This window comes from Natronococcus sp. A-GB1, from assembly GCF_029688845.1.
Classification (GTDB): domain Archaea; phylum Halobacteriota; class Halobacteria; order Halobacteriales; family Natrialbaceae; genus Natronococcus.
In genome coordinates this window covers 59,322-81,793 of the sequence record NZ_JARUKW010000009.1, presented here as the reverse complement: position 1 = coordinate 81,793, position 22,472 = coordinate 59,322, and the positions used below count along the sequence as shown (strand labels likewise).

26 protein-coding genes are annotated in these 22,472 nt (G+C 65.6%); 15 read left to right on the top strand and 11 right to left on the bottom strand.

The annotated features are described in order from the left end of the window. Positions 1-190 precede the first annotated feature (190 nt). The 5 genes from QA600_RS11875 to QA600_RS11855 all read left to right on the top strand — a co-directional run bounded on the left by QA600_RS11875 (position 191) and on the right by QA600_RS11855 (position 6,608). Complete coding sequence (locus QA600_RS11875) at positions 191-1,315, top strand: ABC transporter ATP-binding protein (RefSeq protein ID WP_278292158.1); 1,125 nt, start codon at positions 191-193, stop codon at positions 1,313-1,315. 133 nt (positions 1,316-1,448) lie between these two features. After that, entirely contained in the window at positions 1,449-3,548 is a 2,100-nt protein-coding gene (locus tag QA600_RS11870) for an alpha-amylase family glycosyl hydrolase (RefSeq protein WP_278292157.1), read from the top strand. A 66-nt stretch (positions 3,549-3,614) separates the two neighbouring features. Next, on the top strand, positions 3,615-4,550 hold the full coding sequence (locus QA600_RS11865; RefSeq protein ID WP_278292156.1) for an ABC transporter ATP-binding protein: 936 nt from the start codon (positions 3,615-3,617) through the stop codon (positions 4,548-4,550). Further along, positions 4,547-5,320: an ABC transporter permease gene (locus tag QA600_RS11860; protein ID WP_278292154.1), complete on the top strand. Its 774-nt coding sequence runs from the start codon at positions 4,547-4,549 to the stop codon at positions 5,318-5,320. The genes QA600_RS11865 and QA600_RS11860 overlap by 4 nt, the downstream gene beginning before the upstream one ends. Before the next feature lie 46 nt (positions 5,321-5,366). Next, the gene (locus QA600_RS11855; protein ID WP_278292153.1) at positions 5,367-6,608 is read left to right on the top strand and encodes a cytochrome P450; all 1,242 of its coding nucleotides are present in this window, start codon (positions 5,367-5,369) and stop codon (positions 6,606-6,608) included. 35 nt (positions 6,609-6,643) lie between these two features. Here QA600_RS11855 and QA600_RS11850 read toward each other — a convergent pair whose 3' ends face one another. Together QA600_RS11850 and QA600_RS11845 are read right to left on the bottom strand one after the other, a co-directional pair. Then, the gene (locus tag QA600_RS11850; RefSeq protein ID WP_278292152.1) at positions 6,644-7,153 is read right to left on the bottom strand and encodes a pyridoxamine 5'-phosphate oxidase family protein; all 510 of its coding nucleotides are present in this window, start codon (positions 7,151-7,153) and stop codon (positions 6,644-6,646) included. 57 nt (positions 7,154-7,210) lie between these two features. Beyond that, positions 7,211-8,233, bottom strand: coding sequence for a Gfo/Idh/MocA family oxidoreductase (locus tag QA600_RS11845; protein WP_278292151.1), 1,023 nt, complete (start codon positions 8,231-8,233; stop codon positions 7,211-7,213). 147 nt (positions 8,234-8,380) lie between these two features. Between QA600_RS11845 and QA600_RS11840 the strand changes: the two genes are divergently transcribed. Next, a complete protein-coding gene (locus QA600_RS11840) occupies positions 8,381-8,533 on the top strand; it encodes a hypothetical protein (protein ID WP_160167134.1) in 153 nt (50 codons plus the stop codon). A 30-nt stretch (positions 8,534-8,563) separates the two neighbouring features. On the opposite strand, the gene QA600_RS11835 is transcribed toward QA600_RS11840, so the two are convergent. The 4 genes from QA600_RS11835 to QA600_RS11820 form a co-directional block, all read right to left on the bottom strand. Then, positions 8,564-9,163: a DUF420 domain-containing protein gene (locus QA600_RS11835; RefSeq protein WP_278292150.1), complete on the bottom strand. Its 600-nt coding sequence runs from the start codon at positions 9,161-9,163 to the stop codon at positions 8,564-8,566. A gap of 57 nt (positions 9,164-9,220) precedes the next feature. Further along, positions 9,221-9,481, bottom strand: a complete 261-nt coding sequence (locus QA600_RS11830; protein ID WP_278292149.1) for a HalOD1 output domain-containing protein — start codon at positions 9,479-9,481, stop codon at positions 9,221-9,223. A gap of 63 nt (positions 9,482-9,544) precedes the next feature. Further along, positions 9,545-9,913 carry a helix-turn-helix domain-containing protein gene (locus QA600_RS11825; RefSeq protein ID WP_278292148.1) on the bottom strand — a complete coding sequence of 123 codons (369 nt, stop codon included), beginning with the start codon at positions 9,911-9,913 and terminating at the stop codon, positions 9,545-9,547. Between the two features lie 111 nt (positions 9,914-10,024). Further along, positions 10,025-10,180: a hypothetical protein gene (locus tag QA600_RS11820; protein WP_278292146.1), complete on the bottom strand. Its 156-nt coding sequence runs from the start codon at positions 10,178-10,180 to the stop codon at positions 10,025-10,027. A 116-nt stretch (positions 10,181-10,296) separates the two neighbouring features. On the opposite strand from QA600_RS11820, the gene QA600_RS11815 reads away from it, so the two are divergent. Both QA600_RS11815 and QA600_RS11810 read left to right on the top strand, forming a co-directional pair. Next, positions 10,297-10,944, top strand: coding sequence for a helix-turn-helix domain-containing protein (locus tag QA600_RS11815; protein ID WP_278292145.1), 648 nt, complete (start codon positions 10,297-10,299; stop codon positions 10,942-10,944). Between the two features lie 71 nt (positions 10,945-11,015). After that, entirely contained in the window at positions 11,016-11,483 is a 468-nt protein-coding gene (locus tag QA600_RS11810) for a pyridoxamine 5'-phosphate oxidase family protein (RefSeq protein ID WP_278292144.1), read from the top strand. 65 nt (positions 11,484-11,548) lie between these two features. Here QA600_RS11810 and QA600_RS11805 read toward each other — a convergent pair whose 3' ends face one another. Further along, complete coding sequence (locus QA600_RS11805) at positions 11,549-11,686, bottom strand: FmdB family zinc ribbon protein (RefSeq protein WP_005553525.1); 138 nt, start codon at positions 11,684-11,686, stop codon at positions 11,549-11,551. Positions 11,687-11,853: 167 nt separating this feature from the next. On the opposite strand from QA600_RS11805, the gene QA600_RS11800 reads away from it, so the two are divergent. The 4 genes from QA600_RS11800 (at position 11,854) to QA600_RS11785 (ending at position 15,364) form a co-directional block, all read left to right on the top strand. Further along, positions 11,854-12,513 (top strand): helix-turn-helix domain-containing protein, encoded by a 660-nt coding sequence (locus tag QA600_RS11800; protein WP_278292143.1) that lies wholly within the window; start codon positions 11,854-11,856, stop codon positions 12,511-12,513. 50 nt (positions 12,514-12,563) lie between these two features. Continuing rightward, positions 12,564-13,418: a CoA ester lyase gene (locus QA600_RS11795; protein ID WP_278292142.1), complete on the top strand. Its 855-nt coding sequence runs from the start codon at positions 12,564-12,566 to the stop codon at positions 13,416-13,418. A 97-nt stretch (positions 13,419-13,515) separates the two neighbouring features. Then, a complete protein-coding gene (locus tag QA600_RS11790; protein WP_278292141.1) occupies positions 13,516-14,772 on the top strand; it encodes a Glu/Leu/Phe/Val dehydrogenase in 1,257 nt (418 codons plus the stop codon). Positions 14,773-14,857: 85 nt separating this feature from the next. Further along, entirely contained in the window at positions 14,858-15,364 is a 507-nt protein-coding gene (locus tag QA600_RS11785) for a DUF2062 domain-containing protein (RefSeq protein WP_278292140.1), read from the top strand. 84 nt (positions 15,365-15,448) lie between these two features. On the opposite strand, the gene QA600_RS11780 is transcribed toward QA600_RS11785, so the two are convergent. The 3 genes from QA600_RS11780 to QA600_RS11770 form a co-directional block, all read right to left on the bottom strand. Next, on the bottom strand, positions 15,449-15,667 hold the full coding sequence (locus tag QA600_RS11780; RefSeq protein WP_278292139.1) for a hypothetical protein: 219 nt from the start codon (positions 15,665-15,667) through the stop codon (positions 15,449-15,451). Between the two features lies 1 nt (position 15,668). Next, positions 15,669-16,811: an acyl-CoA dehydrogenase family protein gene (locus tag QA600_RS11775; RefSeq protein ID WP_278292138.1), complete on the bottom strand. Its 1,143-nt coding sequence runs from the start codon at positions 16,809-16,811 to the stop codon at positions 15,669-15,671. A gap of 64 nt (positions 16,812-16,875) precedes the next feature. Continuing rightward, on the bottom strand, positions 16,876-18,060 hold the full coding sequence (locus QA600_RS11770; protein ID WP_278292137.1) for a hypothetical protein: 1,185 nt from the start codon (positions 18,058-18,060) through the stop codon (positions 16,876-16,878). Positions 18,061-18,210: 150 nt separating this feature from the next. Here QA600_RS11770 and QA600_RS11765 point away from each other — a divergent pair, with 150 nt between their 5' ends. After that, a complete protein-coding gene (locus QA600_RS11765; RefSeq protein WP_278292136.1) occupies positions 18,211-19,023 on the top strand; it encodes an RIO1 family regulatory kinase/ATPase in 813 nt (270 codons plus the stop codon). Between the two features lie 88 nt (positions 19,024-19,111). Continuing rightward, positions 19,112-19,654: a hypothetical protein gene (locus tag QA600_RS11760; protein ID WP_278292135.1), complete on the top strand. Its 543-nt coding sequence runs from the start codon at positions 19,112-19,114 to the stop codon at positions 19,652-19,654. A gap of 52 nt (positions 19,655-19,706) precedes the next feature. Here QA600_RS11760 and QA600_RS11755 read toward each other — a convergent pair whose 3' ends face one another. After that, complete coding sequence (locus QA600_RS11755) at positions 19,707-21,116, bottom strand: sodium:solute symporter family protein (RefSeq protein WP_278292134.1); 1,410 nt, start codon at positions 21,114-21,116, stop codon at positions 19,707-19,709. A gap of 145 nt (positions 21,117-21,261) precedes the next feature. Here QA600_RS11755 and QA600_RS11750 point away from each other — a divergent pair, with 145 nt between their 5' ends. Then, the gene (locus QA600_RS11750; protein WP_278292133.1) at positions 21,262-22,434 is read left to right on the top strand and encodes a Xaa-Pro peptidase family protein; all 1,173 of its coding nucleotides are present in this window, start codon (positions 21,262-21,264) and stop codon (positions 22,432-22,434) included. The last annotated feature ends 38 nt before the right edge of the window (positions 22,435-22,472 follow it).

The window sequence follows — 22,472 nt, the reverse complement described above, 5'->3', positions numbered from 1 at the left end:
ACTTCATATATTTAGTAGTTGTGGGTATCGGTGCCACCTCACGGGAGCAGAGCACGGAGTAGAAGTCCCCAATCAAGTAATTATCGAGGCTCAGCGCACAGCTGCTGATCTCGAGCTAGGATGAAATAGTGCATCAACCATCGAAAAATGGGGAAAAGAATTATGTACGATATCACCAGACAGTACACAAATGGCGCGTTTGTACGTGGAGGATCTCCGGAAGGAGTTCGATAGAGGGTCGATCGTGGCCGTCGACGACCTCGGTCTCGAGGTCGAGGACGGCGAGTTCGTCACCGTCGTCGGTCCCTCGGGCTGTGGAAAGACGACGACACTGCGGATGATCGCTGGACTCGAGGAGCCGACTTCCGGCTCGATTACCCTCGGAGGCGAGGACGTCACAGATCAGAGTGCACGAACGCGTGATATCGCGATGGTGTTCCAGAACTACGCGCTGTACCCGCACAAGACGGTGTTCAAGAACATGGAGTTCGGGCTTCGGATGAGCACCGACCTCTCGAAGGCCGAACGCCGGGAGAAGGTCGAGTGGGCGGCCCGGATGATGGACATCGAGGAGTTGCTGGACGATACACCCGACGAGCTCTCGGGTGGCCAGCAACAGCGGGTCGCGCTCGGTCGGGCGATCGTTCGCGAGCCCAAGCTCTTCCTGTTCGACGAACCGCTCTCGAACCTCGATGCCAAACTCCGAACGACGATGCGTGCGGAGATCCAGCGCCTGCAGGAGGAACTCGGTATCACATCAGTCTACGTCACACACGATCAAGAGGAAGCGATGACGATGGGCGACAGGATCGTCATCCTCAACGACGGCGAACTCCAGCAGGTCGGTCCCCCGAAAGACGTCTATGACGAACCGGCGAACCGGTTCGTCGGCGGCTTCATCGGTTCGCCGTCGATGAACTTCGTCAACGTCGTCGCCCGGCGATCGGGCGATCGAATCGTTCTGGACGGCGGCGAGGCGTTCCAGTACTCGCTTTCGTCCGCCTACTCACAGGAAGTGAACGTCGACAACGGCGAGGAGGCGGTTCTCGGCATCCGCCCGGAAGACGTCCATCCGGCGGACGGACCGAACGGAATCCGAACGACCGTCGACGTCGTCGAGCCGATCGGCAGCGACAACTACCTCTATCTGGACATCGGCGAGCAGTTCATGGCGCGGGTTAGCGCTGACTTCGAACCGGCGGTCGGCGACGTCGTCGACGTCACGTTTGACGAATCGAAGATTCGGCTCTTTGACGACTCGACTGGCGAATCGCTGTTACACTCGAGCAAGGCGGTGCCGACGCCCGAACCCTGAGCGACCATTGTTCGGTTTCGTCGTCACACTGCGGCTGGGTCCGTACTCGTCGGCGAGCCGACCCGGACTAGAAAGGTGTTGTAATAGTAGTTCACTGATAACAGTGAAGTGAATGGGGGGTGTCTGGCATCGCATGCACCATCCAGGGCCGCCGCGGTTCTGTGCCGTTGGCGAAACCGTCGAACTCGCACCGCGAGCGCCGGATCCCGACGCCGATTACGAGTGGGCACTCGTAGAAAAACCGGCCGAGAGCGAACTATCGGCGCCCGAGACAGCGGTCGCGGAGATCGAACCCGATTTACCAGGTAACTATCAATTCGAGCTCGAGTCGCCTGCCGGCATGCACGAACAACGTGTTCGGGTCTTTCCGGACGTCCGCCGGGAGACGAGCTTCGACCTCGACCGAACGGAGCTCCCCGACCACGATCCCGACGAGGTCTCGATCATGGGGCCGTTCAACGAACACCGGTTCGCGCGGGAGTGGCCGACCCTCGAGAAGGGCACCTATCGCTACGAGATCGAGGTCCAGCCGGGAACGCACCGCTACGGCTACGTTCCGGGCAAGGACTTCGAGAACGCCGTCTGGACGAACGTCGAGATCCCCGGGCCAGGCCGACCGCGAGTTCGTCTCGAAGGCGAGGCCGACGAAGACGACGAGGCGGTTACCGTTACAGCCGAGGTGACACCCGGTACGGACAGCGAGTACGCCGCGGCGGACCTCGAGGTCGAGTTCTACGCCGACGGCCGGGATCCGCTCTCGGATGCCGATCTCGAGGTCGACGGCTCCGAGGTCCGGATCGATCTCGCGGACCTCGACGAACTGGCTCGCGTCCACGCCGTCGCGGTCGGCGAGCGCCACAGCGTCGCCGACTGTGTCGTCGTCCACCCCGACGGGCAGATCGACCGAGCGAACGATCCACCGGGGTGGGCCGAGGACGCGATCGTCTACGAAATTTTCGTGCGCTCGTTTACCGATCCCGCAAGCTTCCGAGCGCTCGAGCGGCGGGTTCCCTACCTCGAGTCGCTGGGTATCGACTGTCTCTGGCTGACGCCGATCCTCGAGAGCCCGACTGAACACGGTTACCACACGACTGACTACTTCGACACCGCTTCGGACCTCGGCACGCGCGAGGAGTTCGAGTCGTTCGTCGATCGGTGTCACGAGGCGGGGATCAGGGTCGTATTCGACCTCGTCATCAACCACACCGCCCGCGAGCACGCGGCCTTCGACATGAGCGCAGCCCGGGTTCCCGAGTACGACGACTGGTACGTCTGGGAGTCCCTCGAGGACGTCGGGATCGACGCGGCGGACCTCGAGGGCGGACGGGACGCCGATGCGCCGCCGTCGCGACACACCGAGGATGGCCGCATCGAGGTCGCCGACTACTACTTCAACTGGCACGGCATTCCGAACGTCAACTACGATTCGCTCGCGGTGCGGTCGTTCTTCCGATCGGTCGTCGAGGAGTGGGCTGACGTCGTCGACGGCTTTCGCTGCGACGTCGCCTGGGGCGTCCCTCACGGCTTCTGGAAGGAGGTCGCCGATCTCGCTCGAGACCGCAACGACGAGTTCCTGTTGCTGGACGAGACCATTCCCAGGGAACCCGAGTACGCCGAGGGCGAGTTCAGCGTCCACTACGATACGACGCTGTACTACGCGCTCCGGGAGATCGGCAACGGTCAGCGGGCGGCTGACGACCTGCTCGAGGCCGCACGGGCTCCCGAGCGGGAGGGGTTTCCCGACTGGTCGCTGCAGATGCGCTACGTCGAGAACCACGACGAAACGCGGTACCTGTCCGACTGTGGCGAGGACGCCCAACGGGCCGCGGTCGCGGCCGTCCTCACGCTGCCGGGCGTTCCGATGATCTACTACGGCCAGGAGCGGGGTGCGACCAAGTACCGCCAGCGGATGCCCTGGGAGGGCGACAGCCGCGCGATGACGTACCACCGACGGCTCGTCACGGCCAGGCGCGACTCCGAGGCGCTCTCTCGGGGCACCCTCGCGGATCTCGAGTACGAAGCCGACTCCGAGCGCGTCGTTGCGTTCACCCGCGAGGCCGACGCCGAGCGCGTCGCCGTCGCGCTGAACTTCGGGAGCGATCCCGTCGAGGTGACCTTCGACGTCCCCGTCGATCCCGTCGACCTCGTCACCGGCGACGAACTCGCCGTCGAAGGCGGAACCACGAGCCCGACCCTCGAGGTCGAAGACGTCGTCGTTGTCTGCCTCGAGTAACACGTCCCATTGATCCGAAAGCGACGAATCGAACCCCTTACGCCGGCCGCGCCGATAGCGACCCGTATGGATACCGCGGTCGTCGCCGAGGGACTCGAGAAGCGATACGACGGGACCACGGCGCTGGCGGGCGTGACGCTGTCGGTCGAGCGCGGCGAGGTGTTCGCGCTCATCGGCCCCAACGGCGCGGGCAAGACGACGCTCGTTCGCGCGCTCACCGGGACGACCGAGCCCGATTCGGGCAGCGCGCGCGTCCTCGAGGCGGCGCCCTCGGCCGTCGACCGCGACCGGCTGGGCGTGCTCCCGCAGTCGTTCTCGCCCCCGGATCGACTCACTGCCCGGGAGCTGGTGGCCTACTACGCGGGGTTGTACGACGACCACCGCGACCCCGAGGCCGTGCTGGCCGACGTCGGTCTCGCCAACGCCGACGACACCTGGTACGAGAACCTCTCGGGTGGCCAGCAGCGACGGGTCTGCGTCGGCACCGCGCTGGTCAACGACCCCGACGTGCTCTTCCTGGACGAGCCGACCACGGGCATCGACCCCGCGGGTCGGCGAACCGTCTGGCGGCTGATCGAGGACCTCGCCGACTCGGGAACCACAGTCTTCCTGACGACCCACGATATGGCAGAGGCGGAACGCCTCGCCGACCGCGTCGGACTGCTCGCCGACGGCGAACTCGTCGCCCGAGGGACCCCCATGGGACTGGTCGCCGACCACGCCGGCTCGAGCCGGCTGACGATCGAGACGCCTGCCGACCAGACCGCGTTCGAGGATCTGCCGTTCCCGACGACGACGCGGGGAAGCGAGGTCGTCGTTCGCGAGGTCTCGCCCGCCGAGATCGGGCGCGTCGTCGACTACCTCGAGCAGCGAGGGATCGACTACTCCGGGCTCTCCTGGGCCGAGCCCGATCTGGAGGACGTCTACCTCGAGCTGGCAGACGAAACCGAACTCGAGCGAACCGACGGGACGGCTCTCGCTCGCGCGGGTGAGACGGCGTGAGCCGGCTCGGTCGCGTCCGCGCCGAGGCCGCCGCCGGCTGGCGGGCGTTCGTCCGTCGCCGAACTGCGGTCTTCTTCACGTTCTTCTTCCCGGTGATCCTGATCGTCATCTTCGGCGCGCTGATCCGAACCGATCCCGGCGGGGGCGGACTGTTCGCCGAGCACCCGGCGTACTACGTCCCGGGCTACCTGGCGGTGGTCGTCCTCTTTACCCCGCTGTCGCGACTCGGTAGCGAGGTCGCGCGCCATCGCGAGGGGAGTCGCTTCGAAAAGCTCGCGACGACCCCACAGACGCGAGCCGAGTGGCTGCTTGCCCAGACGGTCGTCAACGCCGTCATCATCGGGCTGGCGAGCCTGCTGATCCTCGCGCTCGTGGTCGTCCTGACGGGCGCCGAGATCGTCTTCTCGCCGCTGCTGGTCCCCTACGTTCTCGTCGGCGTCGTCTGTTTCTGCGGCGTCGGTGCGATGCTTGGCAGCTACACCGACTCCCAGGACGGCGCCGTCGCCGCCAGCAACGCGATCGGGCTCCCGCTGCTCTTTCTCTCCGAGACGTTCGTCTCGCTCGAGCAACTACCTGGCTGGTTCGAACCGCTCGTGAACCTCTCGCCGCTGACCTACTTCGCCCGCGGGGTTCGGGCGGCGACCGACCCGAACGCGGCGACGTCCGCGATCGCGGGGGTCGATCCCGCGCTGGCGAACCTGGGGATCCTTGCAGTCCTCGCGGTGGTCTTCTTCGCGCTCGGCGCCCGTTCGATTCCGACGACCGACTGAGCGAATCGTCCCCGAACGTTTTGTTCGTTCCCCTCGTCTACGGGCTATGAGTAGTGCAGACCCACAGGGATTGCAGGCGTTCCCCGACGAGCTCTCCTCCCGGGAGGCGTGGCTCGAGCCGTTCGACTGGTACCGTGAGATGCGCGAGAACGCCCCTGTCCGGTACGACCCGTCCCGGGGGTGCTGGGACGTCTTCCGGTACGCCGACGTCAAACGGATCCTCGACGACGACGGAACGTTCTCGGTGAATCCGCGGCTGGCCGACGACTTTCAGGAACCGGAGCGCCCCGAGGAGGGGCTGCTCTTCGAGACGATGCTGTTCAAGGATCCGCCCCGTCACGACGAGCTCCGCGGCGTCGTCGACGACGCGTTCGAGCCACGGGCAATCCGGGCGCTCGAGCCGGAGATCCGCGAGCTGGCGACCGACCTCCTCTCGGATGCGCTGGCCGACGATCGGGGCGAGCTCGACATCGTCGACGACTTCGCGTACCCGCTTCCAGTCGTCGTCATCGCCCAGCTGCTCGGCGTTCCCGCCGAGGACCGCGAGCAGTTCAAGCGCTGGTCGGACACGCTCGTCGAGTCTTCGAGCACGGACGACGAGACCGAGGCGTTCACCCAGCGACAGCGGGAGGCCCAGATGGAGATGGCGAGCTACTTCTTCGAGATGATCGCCGACCGACGCGAGTCGCCCCGGGACGATCTCATGAGCCAGATCGTCACGCGGGAGCTCGAGGACGGATCACGCCTCTCGGAGGAGGAAGCGCTCGGCACCTGTATCCTGTTGCTCATCGCCGGCAACATCACGACGACGAACCTCGTGACGAACGCCGTCCGCTGTTTCGACGCCCACGACCTGTTCGACGAGCTCCGCGCGGAGCCGGACGCGATCGGGCGGGCGATCGAGGAGGTGTTGCGCTACCGCTCCCCGGTCCAGGCGATGTCCCGGGTTGCGACGGAAGACGTGACGCTTCGAGACACCGAGATCGAATCGGGCGACCGCGTCGTCGTCTGGCTCGGCTCCGCGAACCGGGACGAACGGCAGTTCGAGGACGCCGACGCGTTTGTTCCCAACCGATCGCCCAACCAGCACCTCGGGTTCGGCCACGGGACCCACTACTGTCTCGGCGCCCCGCTGGCTCGCCTCGAGGCGTCGGTCGCCCTCGAGGAGCTGTGCGCCCGAACAGCGACGATCGAGACGGTCGACACCGACCTGCAGCCGGTTCGCAGCTCGCTGATCTACGGCGTCGAGTCGCTGCCGATCCGGTACGAGCGATCGTCGGCGAACTGAAACTCGTCTCCTGGAACCCTCCGTCGTGGCGGGTCCTACATCCGATCGGAGAAGTCCCAGCCGTAGACGACCGCGGGTTCGATCGCGATCGTCACCTCCTCGCGGTCCTCACGAAGCAGCGTTTGTGCCAGCTCCGAGTCAGTACCGCCGAGGTAGCGCTCGAGGAGGTCTCGGAGTACCTCTTTTTTAGGATCGGGCTCGAGCGACGCCGTACCTCGTCCGCGAACTCCGGCGTAGGGCGGGTCGTTCGTCGAAACCTCGAACGACACCTCGGGCGTCTCACGGAGGTAGGTGACGACGTCGGCCGAGGCGGCAGTGGCACACTCGAGGATCCAGCGGTCGCTCTCGCCGGCTTCGCCGCTCTCTCGGTCGGCCTCGTCGCCTTCGGTGTCCGTCGGTCCCGCCTCGAGGAGCCGTCGGCGGTACCACAGCGACACCATCCAGGGATGGTCGGCGGGCGTTCGGCAGCCGAGCCGGATCGGAACCGTCCGTTCGTCGAGAAACGTCGTGACGTCCGTGTGGGAGAGCGAGCCTCGAACCTTCATACTCGATGGACGGGGCCCTCCCATACCAATCCCAGGGGCTGGGCTCCCGAGCCCGGCTTACCGTGCCTCCTCGATCAACGCCTGCACGTCGACTCGACGCTCTCGATCGTCGGCCCGGTAGGCCGCCTCCGTCAGCGCGACCACGCGGAGTCCGTCCGTCCCCGGAACGGCCGGGTCGGCGGTTCCCGCGATCGACTCGAGGAAGTTGCCGAGTTTCGCGGTCGTCAGCGTCGTGAAATCCGTTCGGGCGTCGATCGTGCTCTCGTAGACCGTTGCGCCGCGTTCGGCGAGACGAATCCGCTCGCCGTCGAAGGTGACCCGGCCGTCCGTCCCCCAGATCGTGTACCCCTCTGCCGGCGTGAGTTCGACGCCGTCCCCGCTGATCGTGACACCCGCGAGGATCGACCGGTCGTCGCGTTCGAATTCGATCGACAGCGCGCTGTTAACGTCGACCTCGGCTTTCGCGTACGTTACGTCCGCGGAGACGCGAGTCGGCCCTCCGCCGACAATCCAGCAGAGTACGTCGAGCAGGTGCGATCCCGTATCGTACAGCTGTCCGCCGCCAGAGAGCGTCGGATCGACGCGCCAGGTTCCCTCGTGGAGCCCGAGCCAGTTCTGGCCGAGGAACGCGTTCGCGGCGTGGATCTCCCCGACACGACCGTCGTCGACGACCCGTTTGACCTCGGCGAACCCCGGATGAAAGCGTCGCTGGTACCCCACCTGTACGACGAGCCCCCGACCGTCGGCCAGTTCGAGCAGTTCGACCGCGTCGCCGACGTCGGTCACCATCGGCTTCTCGAGGTAGACGTGGACGTCGGCCTCGAGACACGCTCGAGCCTGTTCGAAGTGGAGGGTGTGGGGGGTGACGATCAGCGCGATATCGATCCTGTCCCCGTGGTCAGCGAGCATCGCGTCGTGGTCGGCGTACGCCGGCGCGCCGAACTCCCGTTCGAAAACGTCCCGTGCGTCGCCAGAGACGTCGGCCCCCGCGACCAGCTCGACACCCTCGAGCCCGACCAGCACCTCGAGTTCGAGTTGCCCGAGCCCCCCGAGTCCGATTGCCGCTGCGCGGAACTGCATATCGCTACCGCGCTCTCCACGAGGAAAAGCACTTGCTAACACATAACACAGGTAGACTCTCGGATCGTCCCGGTAGTCTTTGTTGTCGACCGGTCGGGAGCGAGGGTCACCGGAAGCTACTCTCCCTTCGGACGCGTTTCGACGGATATGCCGACCTGTCCCGGCTGTAAGAGTCAGCTCACTCACGAGGAGTGTCTCGCGCACCTGCGGTACTGCAAGTGGCTCTGGAGCAGCGCTCCCGAGCGGGAGTCGCGATGGGGGGAGCAACTCCTTCGAGAACTCCGCGATCGGGAGCAGTAACCCGCGGCCGACGACGAGGGACGATCCCGTTCAGAGGAGAGGAACGAGCATCGCGAACTCGTAGCCGTAGATGTGGTTGAGCATAAGGTAGGTGACGATTCCGAGGACGAGGCTCAGGATCCACGAGCCGGCAGCGATGCGGCCGACGCGAGCGTGGATGGTCTCCCGAAGCTCGGACGGGGAGTGGGTGAGCCCCAGGATCAGCGCGTACAGCACGACCGGGACCGCGATGATCGAGAGCACGATGTGGATCGCGAGCATCGCGAGGTAGAGCTCGTACTCCGGGGAGGGGCCGACGAACTCCTTCGTTCCGCCGCCGCCGACCCGGATCAGGTAGACGACCAGAAACAGGAGGATCGTCGCGAACGCGCCCGTCATCGCCGCGCGGTGTTTGTCGACGTCGCCGGCTCGGATCCAGTACCAGCCTGCGACGAGGAACACGGTCGTCACGGCGTTGATCACCGCGATCGCGTGGGTAAACAGGTTGACCTGCGCGTTCGTCAGATCCGGATAGATCGGGACGTCCGCGACGAAGGTTCCGATGACGAGCGTGTAGCCGACGATCGTCAACAGGATCGTTGCGCCGATCGGTCGCTCCCGAAGTCGCTCTCTCGCGTCGGCGGTTGCCATCGGGCGACGGTTAGGAGAGGGCGCGTATTTGTCTTGCCGTTTCGGAACCCGTCCCGGTCACTCGAGTGTGACGTTCCCGCGGTGATCGACGGTGACGTCGTACCCGCAGTAGGAAAACGAGACGGAACCGGTACGCGGCCGTCCGTCCCGCAGCGGGGCGAACAGTTCGTCGAGCGCGGTCGGATCGACGGCGGAGTGGAGAGGGTCGTACGCTGGCATCGTGAGCCGGTCGTACCGAACACCCTCCGCGTCGGCGACGGCCTCGACGACCGCCAGGCTCGGCGGTTTCGATTCCGTTCCGTCGTAACTGCGACTCACGGTGGACCTACCCTCCGAGAGCGGATAACGGTATCCCTCGTCGCGACCGATCGAACCGAGCGCTCACGAGAGCTCGAGCGCGATCCCGCCGTCGTCGACCGAAATCGTGACGTCGTCGACGCGCTGGTTGTACTCGCTCGCGTGACGCCCGGACTGGCGGATCCGCAGCTTCTCCTCGAGCAGGTCGGCCTCCTCGAGGAGCTCGAGCTTTCGGTAGGTCGTCGAGAGGGGGACCCCACAGCGATCGGAGAGCTCCGCTGCCGAGAGGTAAGGCTCGCTGTCGCCGAGCTCCTCGAGAATAGCGCGACAGTCGGCGTCGTTGAGCGCGGTGAGAACCGTTCTGATCTCGTCCTCGCTGGAAACGGTCCGCGGCTCGTCCGTCAGTCGGTCGCGGCCGTACGTCTCCGGGGTTCCAGTCAGCGATTGGCTCATACTACACCGTGGGGACCGGAGCGCCACCAGTGTTGACCACCGATATCGGGGACCCTTTATAATGGGGTTTTATACATCCTCACACAGACGGTGTTCGAAGTTCCTCGTTCGTCACGCGGTTTCCGCGGCGTCGAAGGCGCCGAGATCCACGTCGGCGCCACAGACGGCGCATCCGCTCTCGACGAGCGCGTCGCGAACGGCGTCGGTGACGGCGATCGACCGGGTGCAGGCCGGACAGACGAACCGTGCGTTCTCACGGGTGCTCATAGCTCGGACTACGCTCTCCACCCATAAGGTACCGATTCTTGTTCCGAGGGTGTGAGAATATCGACTTCGGCTACCCACTTTAAATACGACGGAGGCTGAAGCCGAGTGTATCATCTATGTCGTCGGGAATTCGCGCTACGGTAAAAATAGACTCCCCAGAAGCCTGCCCGATCGCACGGTTTTCGCGGGAAACCGGAACGACGATTGATCAGGTGTCGACGAGCGTCTCCTGTGGCTCGGACGGGTCGACGACCGAGTTTCTCGCGGATGTCGACGTCGAGTTCGACGAGCCGATCTCGGGGCCGGTGTTCTCCTACGGAACGACGAACCTCTACCGCTGTTCCCACGACAGCGAGGCGTCGTGTCCCTGCGAGTGTCTGGGATCGTACGACTGCCCGGTTCACCGCTACCGGGCGGCAGACGGCGACGTAACGGTCGTCTTCCACGCGGCAGACTTCAATCAGCTCCAGACGGTGATGAACGAGTTCCGCGAGCGGTACCCCGGCGTCGACGTCCAGAGTCTGCTCCAGCCACCGCTCAGCGGAACGCCGGAGGAACGGATCTTCGTCAACCGCGGGAAGCTAACCGATCGCCAATACGAGGTGCTCGAGACGGCCTACGAGATGGGCTACTTCGAGCGGCCGAAGGAAGCCAACGCGACGGAGGTCGCGGAGTCCCTCGGGATCACCCAGTCGACGTTCACCGAACACCTCGGCGCGGCACAGCGGAAACTCCTCGGCGACATCCTCGAGTCCGGGACGTAGCGTCGCGACCCGCTCGCACCAGGGACAACGAAGGGTGTTTTTTTAGTGCTACGCGCACTCGGGGTACGTTAATGGCACTTGCCGAGGAGACCGAGATGACCGACGACGAGATCGACGCGTTTCTCAGCCGCCACGAGACGGGCGTACTGGCGCTCGCCAACGAGCGGACGCCGTACGCGATTCCGATCTCCTACGGGTACGACGCCGACGCTCGAAGCTTCTATCTGCGACTGGTTTCGACGCCCGAAAGCGAGAAGCGCCTGTTCCTGGCCTCCTCGCCGGAGTCCCGACTCGTGGTCTACGAGGAAGGAGATTCGGACGAGACCTATCGGAGCGTCGTTGCCATCGGTTCGCTTGAGGAGATCGATCCATCCGAGCTGACCGTCTCCCGCATCGAGCAGTACGGCGAGGCCAAGCAGCCGCTGTTCGAGATCTGGGGGAGTTCGAAGGAGAACCTCGACATCCAGCTCTACGAGTTCGAACCGACGGAGCTGAGCGGTCGGCGGACTGAGATCGACCGCGACGCCGAGAGCAAGTAGCCGAACCCTCGGGCGAAACAGCCGGCGATACGTCTCGGTGTTCCTCGAACGGAGTCGGGTTCGGCCTACTGCCTCGAGAAGTGCTCCTGCGAGACCGACGCGCCACAGACGGGACAGCCGTGTGACAGCGTCGCCTCGCGAACCGGCGTGTTGACGTCGATCTGTTGCCCGCAATCCGGGCAGGTAAACTCGTATTCGGACATCCCTCGTGTGTTCCTCTGTGGAAAGTGACGCGCCGTACTGAAGTCGTCGCCTCCAACATATCCGGGTGGGTTTAAGAGAACATCGGGATCGGCTCGTCCCCATCCTTTTTTCCACGCGCTGGGAACTGGCGGCCCAAGTAATCGTGGTCCGTCTCGAAGCGGGATGTATGAGTGGATTGTCAGCGACGGTCGTACTTCGCGACCCGGAGAGCTGTCCGGTCGCCCGCGCCACGAGCGCGACCGGAGAATCGGTCGAGACGGTCTCCCGGTCGTCGCCCTCGAGTCCGGAGGCGCCGGCTGTCGAGGAGTTCTCGATCGAGAGTGAAGGCGAGTGCGAGCCCCTCGAGTCGGTCGACGTCGGGGTCGAGCTGTCGACGGTCTCCGCGAACGAACACGGCGAGGTGTACCGGTTCACGCGAGATCTCGACGGCCCCTGTGCCTGCGAGGTCGTCGAGACGGAGGGGACGCCGGTGTCGTCGATCCGGGCCGATGAAGGGGCGCTGTATCTGACCGTCCGGGCGACCGATGTCGAGGCACTGTCGGACATCGTCGGCGCGCTTCGCGAACAGTTCGAGGCCGTCGAACTCCAGCAACTGCTCCGGACCGGTGAACGGGAGTCGACGGATCTCGCCGTCGTCGACCGGAGTCGGCTGACCGACCGCCAGCAGGAGGTCCTCGAGACCGCCCACGAGATGGGTTACTTCGAGTACCCGAAGCGGGCGAACGCAGGCGACGTCGCCGAGGCGATCGGTATCTCGCGGTCGACGTTCTCCGAACACCTCGGCGCCGCACAGACCAAACTCCTCGACGCGATCCTCGAGGCCTGAGTCCCGCTCTGACCCGTACATTGACGGTGACGGTCCGCACACACGGAGGTATGGTACGTCGAAGCCTGCTATTTACGCCCGGCGATCGCCCGGAGATGCTCCGCAAGGCGCCCGATTCCGGCGCCGACGCGATCGTGTTCGACCTCGAGGACGCCGTCTCACCCGGCCACAAGGACGAGGCCCGCGAGGTCGTCCGCGACCTCCTTTCAGATCCTGGGTTCGATCCCGACCCCGAGGTCTGCGTCCGGGTCAACGCTACGTCCGATGCGATCGAGCGCGATCTCGACGCGCTCGCGGGCGCCGACGCCGAGGCGATCCGTCTCGACAGCGTCATGCTCCCGAAGGCGACGGCGGGCGCCGACGTTCACGAGCTGTCGAGGGACCTCGAGGAACGCGGGCTCGCCTGCCCCGTGTTGGCCCTGATCGAGAACGCCGCGGGCGTGCTCGCGGCGCCCGAGATCGCGGGTGCGGACGCGACCGACGCCCTCGTTTTCGGCGCCGAGGACCTCTCGGCAGATCTCGGCGCGACCCGGACGAGGGAGGGAACCGAAGTGCTCTACGCGCGAGAGCGGGTCGTCCTCGCGGCGGCGGCCCGGGACTGCGAGGCGATCGACACGCTAGTTACCGACTTCGGCGACGGGGAGCGCCTGCGCGAGGACGCCGCGTTCTCGGTCCAGTTGGGCTACGACGGGAAGCTGGCGATCCACCCCGCCCAGGTCGAGCCGATCAACGAGGCGTTCTCCCCCGACCCCGACGAGATCGAGTGGGCCGAGCGCGTCCTCGAGGCCGAGCGGGAAGCCGAGGAGGCGAACCGAGGGGTGTTCGAGGTAGACGGCGAGATGATCGACGCACCGTTGATCGCCCAGGCCGAGCGGATCCTCGAGCGAGCTCGTGTGGTCGACTGACGAAGAAGGGACCTAGAACGTCCTAGTATATCTGCGGGTTATTCGATTGTAACTGATATTCGCTACGCTTATCCACCAGTCCGAGAAATGCCTCCGTATGACAGGGCAGGCGAACCCATTCGAGAGTCTCCAGTCACAGATCGACGAGGCCGCCGCCTACCTTGACGTCGAGGCCGACGTCATCGAGCGGCTCAAACACCCCGAGCGGGTCCTCGAGACCAACCTGACGATCGAACTCGACGACGGCTCGCTCGAGCGGTTCAAGGCCTTCCGCTCGCAGTTCAACGGCGACCGCGGCCCGTACAAAGGCGGGATCCGATACCACCCGGACGTCAACCGCGATGAGGTAAAGGCGCTGTCGGGCTGGATGGTCTACAAGTGCGCGACCGTCGACATCCCCTACGGCGGCGGAAAGGGCGGGATCGTCATCGATCCGACGGAGTACTCGGAAGCCGAACTCGAGCGCCTCACCCGCGCGTTCGCGAAGGAGCTCCGACCGATGGTCGGCGAGGACCGCGACATCCCCGCCCCCGACGTGAACACGGGTCAGCGGGAGATGAACTGGATCAAGGACACCTACGAGACCCTGGAGAACACCACCGAGCCGGGGGTCGTCACGGGCAAGAACCTCGCCAGCGGCGGCAGCGAGGGCCGCGTCGAGGCAACCGGCCGCTCGACGGTGCTCGCCGCCCGCGAGGCCTTCGACTACCTCGAGAAGGACCTCGAGGGCGCGACCGTCGCGGTCCAGGGGTACGGCAACGCCGGCTGGATCGCCGCCAAGCTGATCGACGAGATGGGCGCGACCGTCGTCGCCGCCAGCGACTCGAGCGGCGGGATCTACAACGCCGACGGCTTCGACCCCGTCGCCGCGAAGGACCACAAAAACGAGACTGGCAGCATCGCCGGCTACGAGGAGAGCAACGAGGAGCTCACCAACGAGGACGTCCTGACGATGGACGTCGACCTGCTGATCCCTGCGGCCCTTGAGAACGCGATCGACGCCGCGCTCGCCGAGGACGTCTCGGCCGACGTCATCTCGGAGGCCGCCAACGGCCCGCTCACCCCGGAGGCAGACGCGATCCTCGCCGAGGGGGACGCCTTCGTTATCCCCGACATCCTCGCTAACGCCGGGGGCGTCACCGTTTCGTACTTCGAGTGGGTCCAGAACCGCCAGCGGTTCTACTGGTCCGAGGAGAAGGTCAACGAGGAACTCGAGGGCCACATCGTCGACGCCTTCGACGCTCTCATCGAGACGATCGAGGAGAACGACCTCGAGAACCCCCGCACCGCGGCCTACGTGGTCGCGATCGAGCGCGTCGCGAACGCCTTCGAGGAAGCCGGCAGCTTCCCGTAGTCTCGCCTCGAGCTGTCGGCCCGGCGACACGGCCGCGAGCACGTCGACATGTTTTTGCCGACCCGGACGGACCGATCGACAGAGCGTGATCCGAGAACGGCTCTCCCGGTACCGCGAGCGCGTCCGCCGGGAGCTGACGACCGCCCTCCGCGAGGAACACACCCCCCACGAGGTGGGGCTGAGCTTCGCGATCGGGATCTTCGTGACGGCCATGCCGACCGGTGGGCTCGGAATCGGTCTGCTCGCCGGGCTCGCGGCGTGGTGGTCGTGGGTCAGCAAGCCCGCGATCATCGCGGCGATCGCCGTGCTCAACCCGCTGGTCAAACCCGCCGTCTACGTCGGCAGCTACCAGGTTGGCGGGCTCATCTTCGGCGAGCGACCGCTTCGCTCGAGCACGACGGACACCTCGCTGCTCGAGACCGCGGGGATCGTCGTCCGGCAGCTCCTGGTCGGCAACCTCCTGATAGCCGCGGCGCTGTCGGCCTCGAGCTACGTCGTCGTCGCCCGGCTGACGCGACTCCACCGCGAACGGGCGGACGACCCCGCCGACGGGTCGTCCGCGTCGGCCGTCCTCGGGCTGTTCCGTCGCTAGCGCGCCGATGCTTTTGAGAAGTCGACCGCTCGTCGAGTGCTCGAGTGCAACCTTGGATCAGCGTCGTCGGCGTTCCGATCGTCCCTAGACGAGGCCCAGCCCGTAGACGAGCAGGGCGAGGCCGATCAGGACGGCGACGGCGCCCGTTCCCCGCGTGACCCTGACTCGGTCGGACGCCTCGAGTTCGGCGTCGTCGAACGGCGTCATCCCCTCCCGGCGCTGAGCCTCGACGATCGCGGGGGCATACCGGATCCCCGCGAGGCCGAACGTGAGGAAGACGATCCCGAGAGCCGTCGCGAGCATCCTATAGACCGAGTTCGCGGCCGATGACGAGGTGCTGGATCTCGCTCGTCCCCTCGCCGATCTCCATCAGTTTGGCGTCGCGGTAGAACCGCTGTGGCGCGAAGTCGGTGGTGTACCCGTAGCCGCCCAGCACCTGCACCGCGTCCTCGGCAACCTCGCGGGCGGCCTCGCTGGCGTCGAGTTTCGCCAGCGCGGACTCGCGGGTGACGGGCTCGCCCTGATCGTAGCGGTGGGCCGCCTGGTGGGTGAGCAGTCGGGCGCGTTCGGTCTTGCGGTGCATGTCGACGACCTTGTCCCGAACGGCGTCGAACTGCGAGATGGGCTGGCCGAACTGCTCGCGCTCCTGGCTGTAGGCCTTGGCGTGGTCGTAGGCGCCCTGTGCGAGTCCCGTCGACAGCGCCGCGATCGAGATCCGCCCACCGTCCAGCGTCTTCTTCGTCTGGTCCCAGCCGTCGCCCTCCTCGCCGAGCAGGCGGTCCTCCGAGAGGCGGACGTCCTCGAGCTGGATCTCACAGGTCGGCGAGGCGTTGAGTCCCATCTTGTCCCAGATCGTCGTCACCTCGAACCCGTCGTCCTCGCGGGGGTCAACGATGAACGTCGAGATCCCGTCGTAGCCCGCGCCGGGGTCGGTGACGGCCTTGACGAGCACCGAGCCCGCCTCGGAGGCGTTCGTGATGAACTGCTTCGTGCCGTTTATCACCCACTCGTCGCCCTCCTTTTCGGCGACGGTATCCATGTCGGAGGCGTCCGAGCCGCTGCTCGGCTCCGTCAGTGCCCAGCCACCCATGTACTCGCCTTCCGCGAGCGGGCGCAGCCAGCGTTCTTTCTGTTCGGGCGTTCCGAACAGCTCGATTGGCTTCGAGGCAAGCGAGATGTGTGCCACGTAGGAGAGTCCGACCGAGCCGGAGACGCGTCCGATCTCCTCGGCGACCAGCGAGTACATGAGCGTGTCGCCGCCGAGCCCGCCGTACTCCTCGGAGATGGGAACCCCCATCATGTCGAGGTCGGCGAGCTGCTCGAAGATCTCCTCGGGGAAGCGGTGGTCGTCCTCGATCTCCTGGGCGATCGGCTCGATCTCGCCCTGGCAGAACTCCCTGACCGTCTCCTGGATCATCCGATGTTCGTCCGGCAGCTCGAAGTCCATATGCAATACTTGCCGAGCCCCGGAATAAACGCTCCGGAAAAATGATCAACTACGGAGGGGGCGGCTACCAGCCGCGGTCGTCGTCCTCGCGGTCCTCCCGGTCGTCCGGATCGTCGCGGTCGGTTCGATCCTCCGTTTCACCCCAGCCGGCGTCCTCCCAGTCGTCGATCTCCTCCTCGTCGTCGACCCACCCGTAGTCGGCCGTCCAGTCGTCCTCGTCGTCACCCCAGTCGTCGGTCTCGGGCGGTCGACTCGAGTCGTCCCGAACGGGCCCGGACGGCTCTCCGCCGCCGTCGGCTCTGATCGCCGCCCGCTGGTCGGGGATCAGATCGAGCTCGGCGTTCGTGTCGCCGAGCAACAACAGCGCGTAGTACTTGAAGTACGACACGACGGGGACCTGGATGAGCAACGCGGCGAGTACGAACGCGAGGATCCCCGTCAGAACCACCACTGCGGCGAGGATCGCGCCGACGTCGCCGAGTGCGAACAGCAGGACCGCAACGACGACGAACGGGATCGCGACGATGATGCCGACGATCAGCATGAGGATGCTGACGGCGATCCCGATGGCGGCCTGGATGATCCAGACGAGAACGAGGTAGACGACGTACTCGAGCCAGTTCGCCCGAACCGTCGGCCAGAACCGCCGCCAGGCCGAGAGCACGCCCCGCTCCTCGAGCAGCATAATGGGGGCAACGAACTCGGAGGTAAAGCGGTTGATCACGGCGTAGAGAAGGTAGACGCCGACAGCGAACAGCGCTGCCAGACCCACTACTCCGGTCGTTCCGTCGATCCCGCCGAGGCCGAGTATCGAGGCGACGACGGGGGTCGCACCGATTAGCGCCGCGATCACAATAAGTGCCACCCGGAACCCGAACAACCGAATGCCGCGGCCGACGTTCGCGTTCGAGTACCGCCGAACGCGGACCGTCTCGGAGCGAAGCGACTCGATGAAGACGAACTCCATGACGGCCGCGATGAGCGCGTAGCCAAGCCACAGCAACAGCAGGAAGCCGACGGCGACGGCGGCCGCGGCGAGCGCCTCCTCGGGGATCGTCTCGGCTCCGGGACCGGGGGCTTGCTCTGCCGCCGGGCCGACGTCGCCGGTCGGAGCGGACGGAAACCCGGTGCCCAGTCCACCGACGAACAGCGCGAGTATCGCCAGCCGGAGCCACAGCCCGGCCCGGACTGGCGTCAGGAAGTTCCGCGTCGCGGCGATCGCGTCACCGAGGTCGTCGACAGCGTCCATGCGTACCGAACGGTACCGTCGCACCGCTGATAATAATACTGTTCCGACGGTCCGCGAGCGGGAACGTCGGATCGCGAACTCGTCTCCGAAACCGGTCTCGATTGCGGGAGTTCGAGAGGCATTTAACCCCATCGCTCCTTCGTTGGACGTATGGATATCCGCCAGCTCGCTCGCGGAACCGTCGAGTGGAGCCGCATCGAGCGCGTCGTCCGGACGCTGGCGGATCGGTACGGCCGCGAGGACGTCCGCGTCGAGTTCCTCGAGGCCGACAACTGGCTGTCGACGCCGTGTGTCATCGACGAGGAGTGGTTCGTCAAGATCGTCTCCCGACAGAACGCGCTGGTCCACGCCCTACTGACGACCGGTCGTAACGTCGGCGCCTTCTCCTCGGGTACGGAGGGCTTTTTCGACCGGTTCGACACGCCCCGCGAGATGGTCGAACACGAGTACGAGGCGACCAGGCGAATGCGCGAGATCGGGATCAACGCGCCCCGGCCGATCGACGCCTTCGAGGTCAACGGGCTGGGCGTGCTCGTCCTCGAGTACCTCCCGGCGTTCGAGTCCCTCGACGAGGTCTCCGACGAGTTCGTCGCGGCCCGCGCCGTCGACCTCTTCGAGATGCTGGCGACGCTGCACACCCACGGGATGGCCCACGGCGACCTGCGTGCCGAGAACATCCTGCTGTGTGACGGCGAGCTGTACTTCATCGACGCCACCAGCGTCCACGAGGACCGGGTCGACGAGACGACCGCCTACGATATCGCCTGCGCGCTCGCGGTGCTCGAGCCCCGGATCGGCCCCCGAGACGCCGTCAACGCGGCCCTGTCGGTGTACGATCCGGAGACGCTGCTGTCAGCTCGGCGCTTTCTGGACTTCGTCCGGCTGCGCCCCGACCACGAGTTCGACTCGACGACGCTACGAAGCGAACTCGAGAAGGCGGCGGATCTGGGTCAGCAGCGCTGACGAGCCGGTTCGCTCCGGCGAGCCGCCGATTCGCGGACCCCGCGAGTGCAGGCACTGCCGGTTTTTCCCGCTCACCGTTAGCCCGCCCATGGGAACGCAACTCACCGAGAACGACGTCGGCAAACCGGTCGAGACCGCGGACGGCGAACGGGTCGGCGTCGTCGTCTCCCTCGAGGGTGCGACGGCCGAGATCGACCACGACTCCGGCGCCCTCGAGTCGCTCAGAGGTGCGCTCGGTCAGAACGTCGACACCGATGCGGAAACGGTTTCGTTCGGAGAAGACGACGTCGGCGGGATCACGGACGAGACGGTTCGGCTCGAGCGCGCCGGCGACGACGGCAGCGCGGACGACGACGCCGAGAGTGCCGGACGCGACGACGGCGAACCGGTCATCGAACACGACGAACGGATCGACGACGAGGGCTCCGGGGACGGCAGACGCGACACCGGACAGGGGACCGCGGGAACCGACGACCTCCCCGACGAGGACGGGCGCTCCGGCGAGGCCCTCGAGCCCGAAACCGAGGGGATGGACGAGGCCGGCGACGAGCGCCACTCCGATAACGAGGAGGCGCCTCCCGAGGGGGATCGAACGGTGACGCGGGATCGCGGCAAGGACGAGGATCGGTAGAAGAGGCGTTCGACGTTCCAGCACGCCGGCCGACATATCGGTTCGTTTCGTATTAGGCGTGAGTCCCCGACGGCATCGACGAACTACTCGTGAAATGACTGACGACGACGATGAGCAGTCCGGCAACCGGCGCGGCGATGATCACCGCATCCAGTCCGTACGGGCTCGCGAGCACCGTGTCCCACGTGATCGCGAGCGTCGCACCGACGATCATCCCGGTGAGACCGCCGATTTTAGTCAGCCGCTCGCGCATCAGAAAGATCGCCAGCAGGGGCGGCGTGATTGCAGCGCCGTAGGCTGTGTACGAGTACATCTGGACCTCGAGGATGGTCGGGAAGAACTGTCCGAGAACGAACGCGAAGATCCCTAGAACGACCACGCAGACCCGCGTCAGCCAGAAGACCTGTTGGTCGGTGGCGTCGGGGTTAATGAAGCCCTTATAGAGGTCCTGTGAGAGGTTCGTACAGGCCGACAGCAGGTAGGAGCTGCCGGTCGTGATGATAAACGCTGCGGCGGCTGCCAGGAGGATCCCGCCGACCCAGACAGGAATCTCAGTCGTGGTCGCTATCAGGGCCATTCCGGGGTCGAGTTCGGGGAACATCGCCCGCGAGGCGAACGCGATGATAGGGACGAGCGTCATCGCCGCGGCCACGCCGACGAACCAGGCGACGAGTCCCGCGTTGGTTCCCTCGTCGGTTTCGCCGGCGATGATCCGCTGGTACATGTTCTGGTCCGCAAGGATCAACAGCAGTGGCGGCGCCCACAGCGCGAAGAACTGGAGGAAGGAGAGGTCACCGAGCGCGTCGAAGTGGGTCTCGGGGACGCTCGCAGCGATTCCGTCTATCCCGCCGGCCTCGAGGATCACGAACGGCACGGCGAGAACGAGACCGACGAGCATCAGGAACGCGCTGATCGCGTCCGTGTACGCGACGGACATGAGCCCGCCCATCGCTGCGAGCGCGATGATGATGACCGTCCCGATGAGCGTCCCCTGTGCGACCGAGATCCCGGTCGTGACGTTCAACACGAAGCCGAGACCGATGAACTGGTAGGAGACGATGCCGACGTAGGCGAACGCGATCACGAGCAGGCTGATGATCCGCCCTTCCTTGCCCAGTTCCTCCTCGATCATCTCGGGGATCGTAAGCTTGTCGAACCTGCGGATGCGCGGGGCGAGCGTTTTCAGGACCCCGATGCCGATGAGGGCGGCCGTTCCGAACAGGAGCGCGGGCCAGAACCCGTTGGCGTACGCGATCGAGTTCGCACCCCCTGTGACAGTTCCGGACCCCATCCACGTCGCCATCAGCGTCCCGGCGATGATCACCGCACCGAGGCTTCGGCCGGCGACCATGAAGTCCTCCGCAGTGTCCGTCTTACTGTACGCCCAGACGCCGACGCCGAGCATCACGACCAGATAGCTGGCGACGATATAGAGTAACGTACCGTCAGCTTCGACTGCCATATCGTGCGAATGAAAGACCGGTCTGTTAAATACACGCCCGACCGATCGTTTCCCGTCGATCGTTATAGATAGTAAATAGAAACGAACCCGTGACCGTCTCCGGTCGGGTCCGGTTTTAATACGGAGACTCATCTGGTGTCACTCAATGACCGGTCTCACGATCCCCGAGACGACACACCGCGACCGAAAACGCGAGCTACTGGACCGTGCGGACGCCGACGGGTACGACGGCGTCGTCCTGTTCGGGTCGCTGAACATCCACTACGTCAGCGGGATGTACCACTTGGCGACAGAGCGGCCGGTCGCGCTCGGCGTCACCGACGAGCGGGTCGAGGCAGTCGTTCCCCGTCTGGAACAGGAACACGCCTCCCGGGACGATTTCCTGATCGACGACGTGACGACATACTTCGAGTACCCGCAAAGCGATCCGATGGGGCGCGTCGCCGAGATGTGCGATCGACTCGAGATCGCCGACGGCGCGATCGCGGTCGATTTAGACGGGAGCCCGGCGCGAAACGGATACACCGGCCCCTCACTCTCCGAACTCGTCGCCGCGGACGTTAGCGTCGAGGAGTACGTGACGGAGATGCGGGAGACGAAAAGCGACCACGAGATCGAACTCATTCGAGAGGCGAGCGTCTGGGCCAACCTCGGTCACCAGCTCCTACAAGACCGGATCGAAGTCGGCCGGCGACCGATCGAGGTCCGCGCGGAAGTCGAGGCCGAAGCCGTCAAGCCGATGCTCGACGCGCTGGGCGACCGCTACGAGATGCGATCGTGGGCGAACCCGATGCAGTGTCTGTTCACAACCGGCGAGGTGACGGCGCTGCCACACAGCATGAACCAGACGAACAGGATCGAACGCGGCGACAACGTCGTCACCATCGTCAAACCGACCGTCGGCGGCTACACGACCGAACTCGAGCGGACGATGTTCGTCGACGAAGCCTCGGACGCCCAGCGGACATACTTCGAGATCATGAAGGAGTCCCAGGAGATCGCGATCGACGCGATCGGACCGGGCGTCGAGTACGCCGCCGTCGAGGAAGCGGTCGTCGACTATTACGAGGAGCAGGGGGTTGCCGAGTACGCACAACACCACGTCGGCCACAACATCGGCATGGAAGGACACGAGCGGCCGTTCCTCGATGTTGGTCAGGCGGGCGAGATCCAACCCGGGGAGCTGTTCACCGTCGAGCCGGGGTTTTATCTTCCCGACCTGGGCGGCTTCCGCCACTCCGATACAGTGTTAGTAACCGACAACGGTACGGAGACGCTGACGTACTATCCGCGCGATCTCGGGCGACTGATTGTCTGAGCGGTCGACGACAGGTCGCTGCTGATACGATTCTCCGT

Bases quoted from the DNA above. Each gene is read 5' to 3' on its own strand.
- QA600_RS11875 (WP_278292158.1), top strand. From the start codon at position 191: ATGGCGCGTTTGTACGTGGAGGATCTCCGGAAGGAGTTCGATAGAGGG.
- QA600_RS11870 (WP_278292157.1), top strand. From the start codon at position 1,449: ATGCACCATCCAGGGCCGCCGCGGTTCTGTGCCGTTGGCGAAACCGTC.
- QA600_RS11865 (WP_278292156.1), top strand. From the start codon at position 3,615: ATGGATACCGCGGTCGTCGCCGAGGGACTCGAGAAGCGATACGACGGG.
- QA600_RS11855 (WP_278292153.1), top strand. From the start codon at position 5,367: ATGAGTAGTGCAGACCCACAGGGATTGCAGGCGTTCCCCGACGAGCTC.
- QA600_RS11850 (WP_278292152.1), bottom strand. From the start codon at position 7,153: ATGAAGGTTCGAGGCTCGCTCTCCCACACGGACGTCACGACGTTTCTC.
- QA600_RS11845 (WP_278292151.1), bottom strand. From the start codon at position 8,233: ATGCAGTTCCGCGCAGCGGCAATCGGACTCGGGGGGCTCGGGCAACTC.
- QA600_RS11840 (WP_160167134.1), top strand. From the start codon at position 8,381: ATGCCGACCTGTCCCGGCTGTAAGAGTCAGCTCACTCACGAGGAGTGT.
- QA600_RS11835 (WP_278292150.1), bottom strand. From the start codon at position 9,163: ATGGCAACCGCCGACGCGAGAGAGCGACTTCGGGAGCGACCGATCGGC.
- QA600_RS11825 (WP_278292148.1), bottom strand. From the start codon at position 9,913: ATGAGCCAATCGCTGACTGGAACCCCGGAGACGTACGGCCGCGACCGA.
- QA600_RS11820 (WP_278292146.1), bottom strand. From the start codon at position 10,180: ATGAGCACCCGTGAGAACGCACGGTTCGTCTGTCCGGCCTGCACCCGG.
- QA600_RS11815 (WP_278292145.1), top strand. From the start codon at position 10,297: ATGTCGTCGGGAATTCGCGCTACGGTAAAAATAGACTCCCCAGAAGCC.
- QA600_RS11810 (WP_278292144.1), top strand. From the start codon at position 11,016: ATGGCACTTGCCGAGGAGACCGAGATGACCGACGACGAGATCGACGCG.
- QA600_RS11805 (WP_005553525.1), bottom strand. From the start codon at position 11,686: ATGTCCGAATACGAGTTTACCTGCCCGGATTGCGGGCAACAGATCGAC.
- QA600_RS11800 (WP_278292143.1), top strand. From the start codon at position 11,854: ATGAGTGGATTGTCAGCGACGGTCGTACTTCGCGACCCGGAGAGCTGT.
- QA600_RS11795 (WP_278292142.1), top strand. From the start codon at position 12,564: ATGGTACGTCGAAGCCTGCTATTTACGCCCGGCGATCGCCCGGAGATG.
- QA600_RS11790 (WP_278292141.1), top strand. From the start codon at position 13,516: ATGACAGGGCAGGCGAACCCATTCGAGAGTCTCCAGTCACAGATCGAC.
- QA600_RS11780 (WP_278292139.1), bottom strand. From the start codon at position 15,667: ATGCTCGCGACGGCTCTCGGGATCGTCTTCCTCACGTTCGGCCTCGCG.
- QA600_RS11775 (WP_278292138.1), bottom strand. From the start codon at position 16,811: ATGGACTTCGAGCTGCCGGACGAACATCGGATGATCCAGGAGACGGTC.
- QA600_RS11770 (WP_278292137.1), bottom strand. From the start codon at position 18,060: ATGGACGCTGTCGACGACCTCGGTGACGCGATCGCCGCGACGCGGAAC.
- QA600_RS11765 (WP_278292136.1), top strand. From the start codon at position 18,211: ATGGATATCCGCCAGCTCGCTCGCGGAACCGTCGAGTGGAGCCGCATC.
- QA600_RS11760 (WP_278292135.1), top strand. From the start codon at position 19,112: ATGGGAACGCAACTCACCGAGAACGACGTCGGCAAACCGGTCGAGACC.
- QA600_RS11755 (WP_278292134.1), bottom strand. From the start codon at position 21,116: ATGGCAGTCGAAGCTGACGGTACGTTACTCTATATCGTCGCCAGCTAT.
- QA600_RS11750 (WP_278292133.1), top strand. From the start codon at position 21,262: ATGACCGGTCTCACGATCCCCGAGACGACACACCGCGACCGAAAACGC.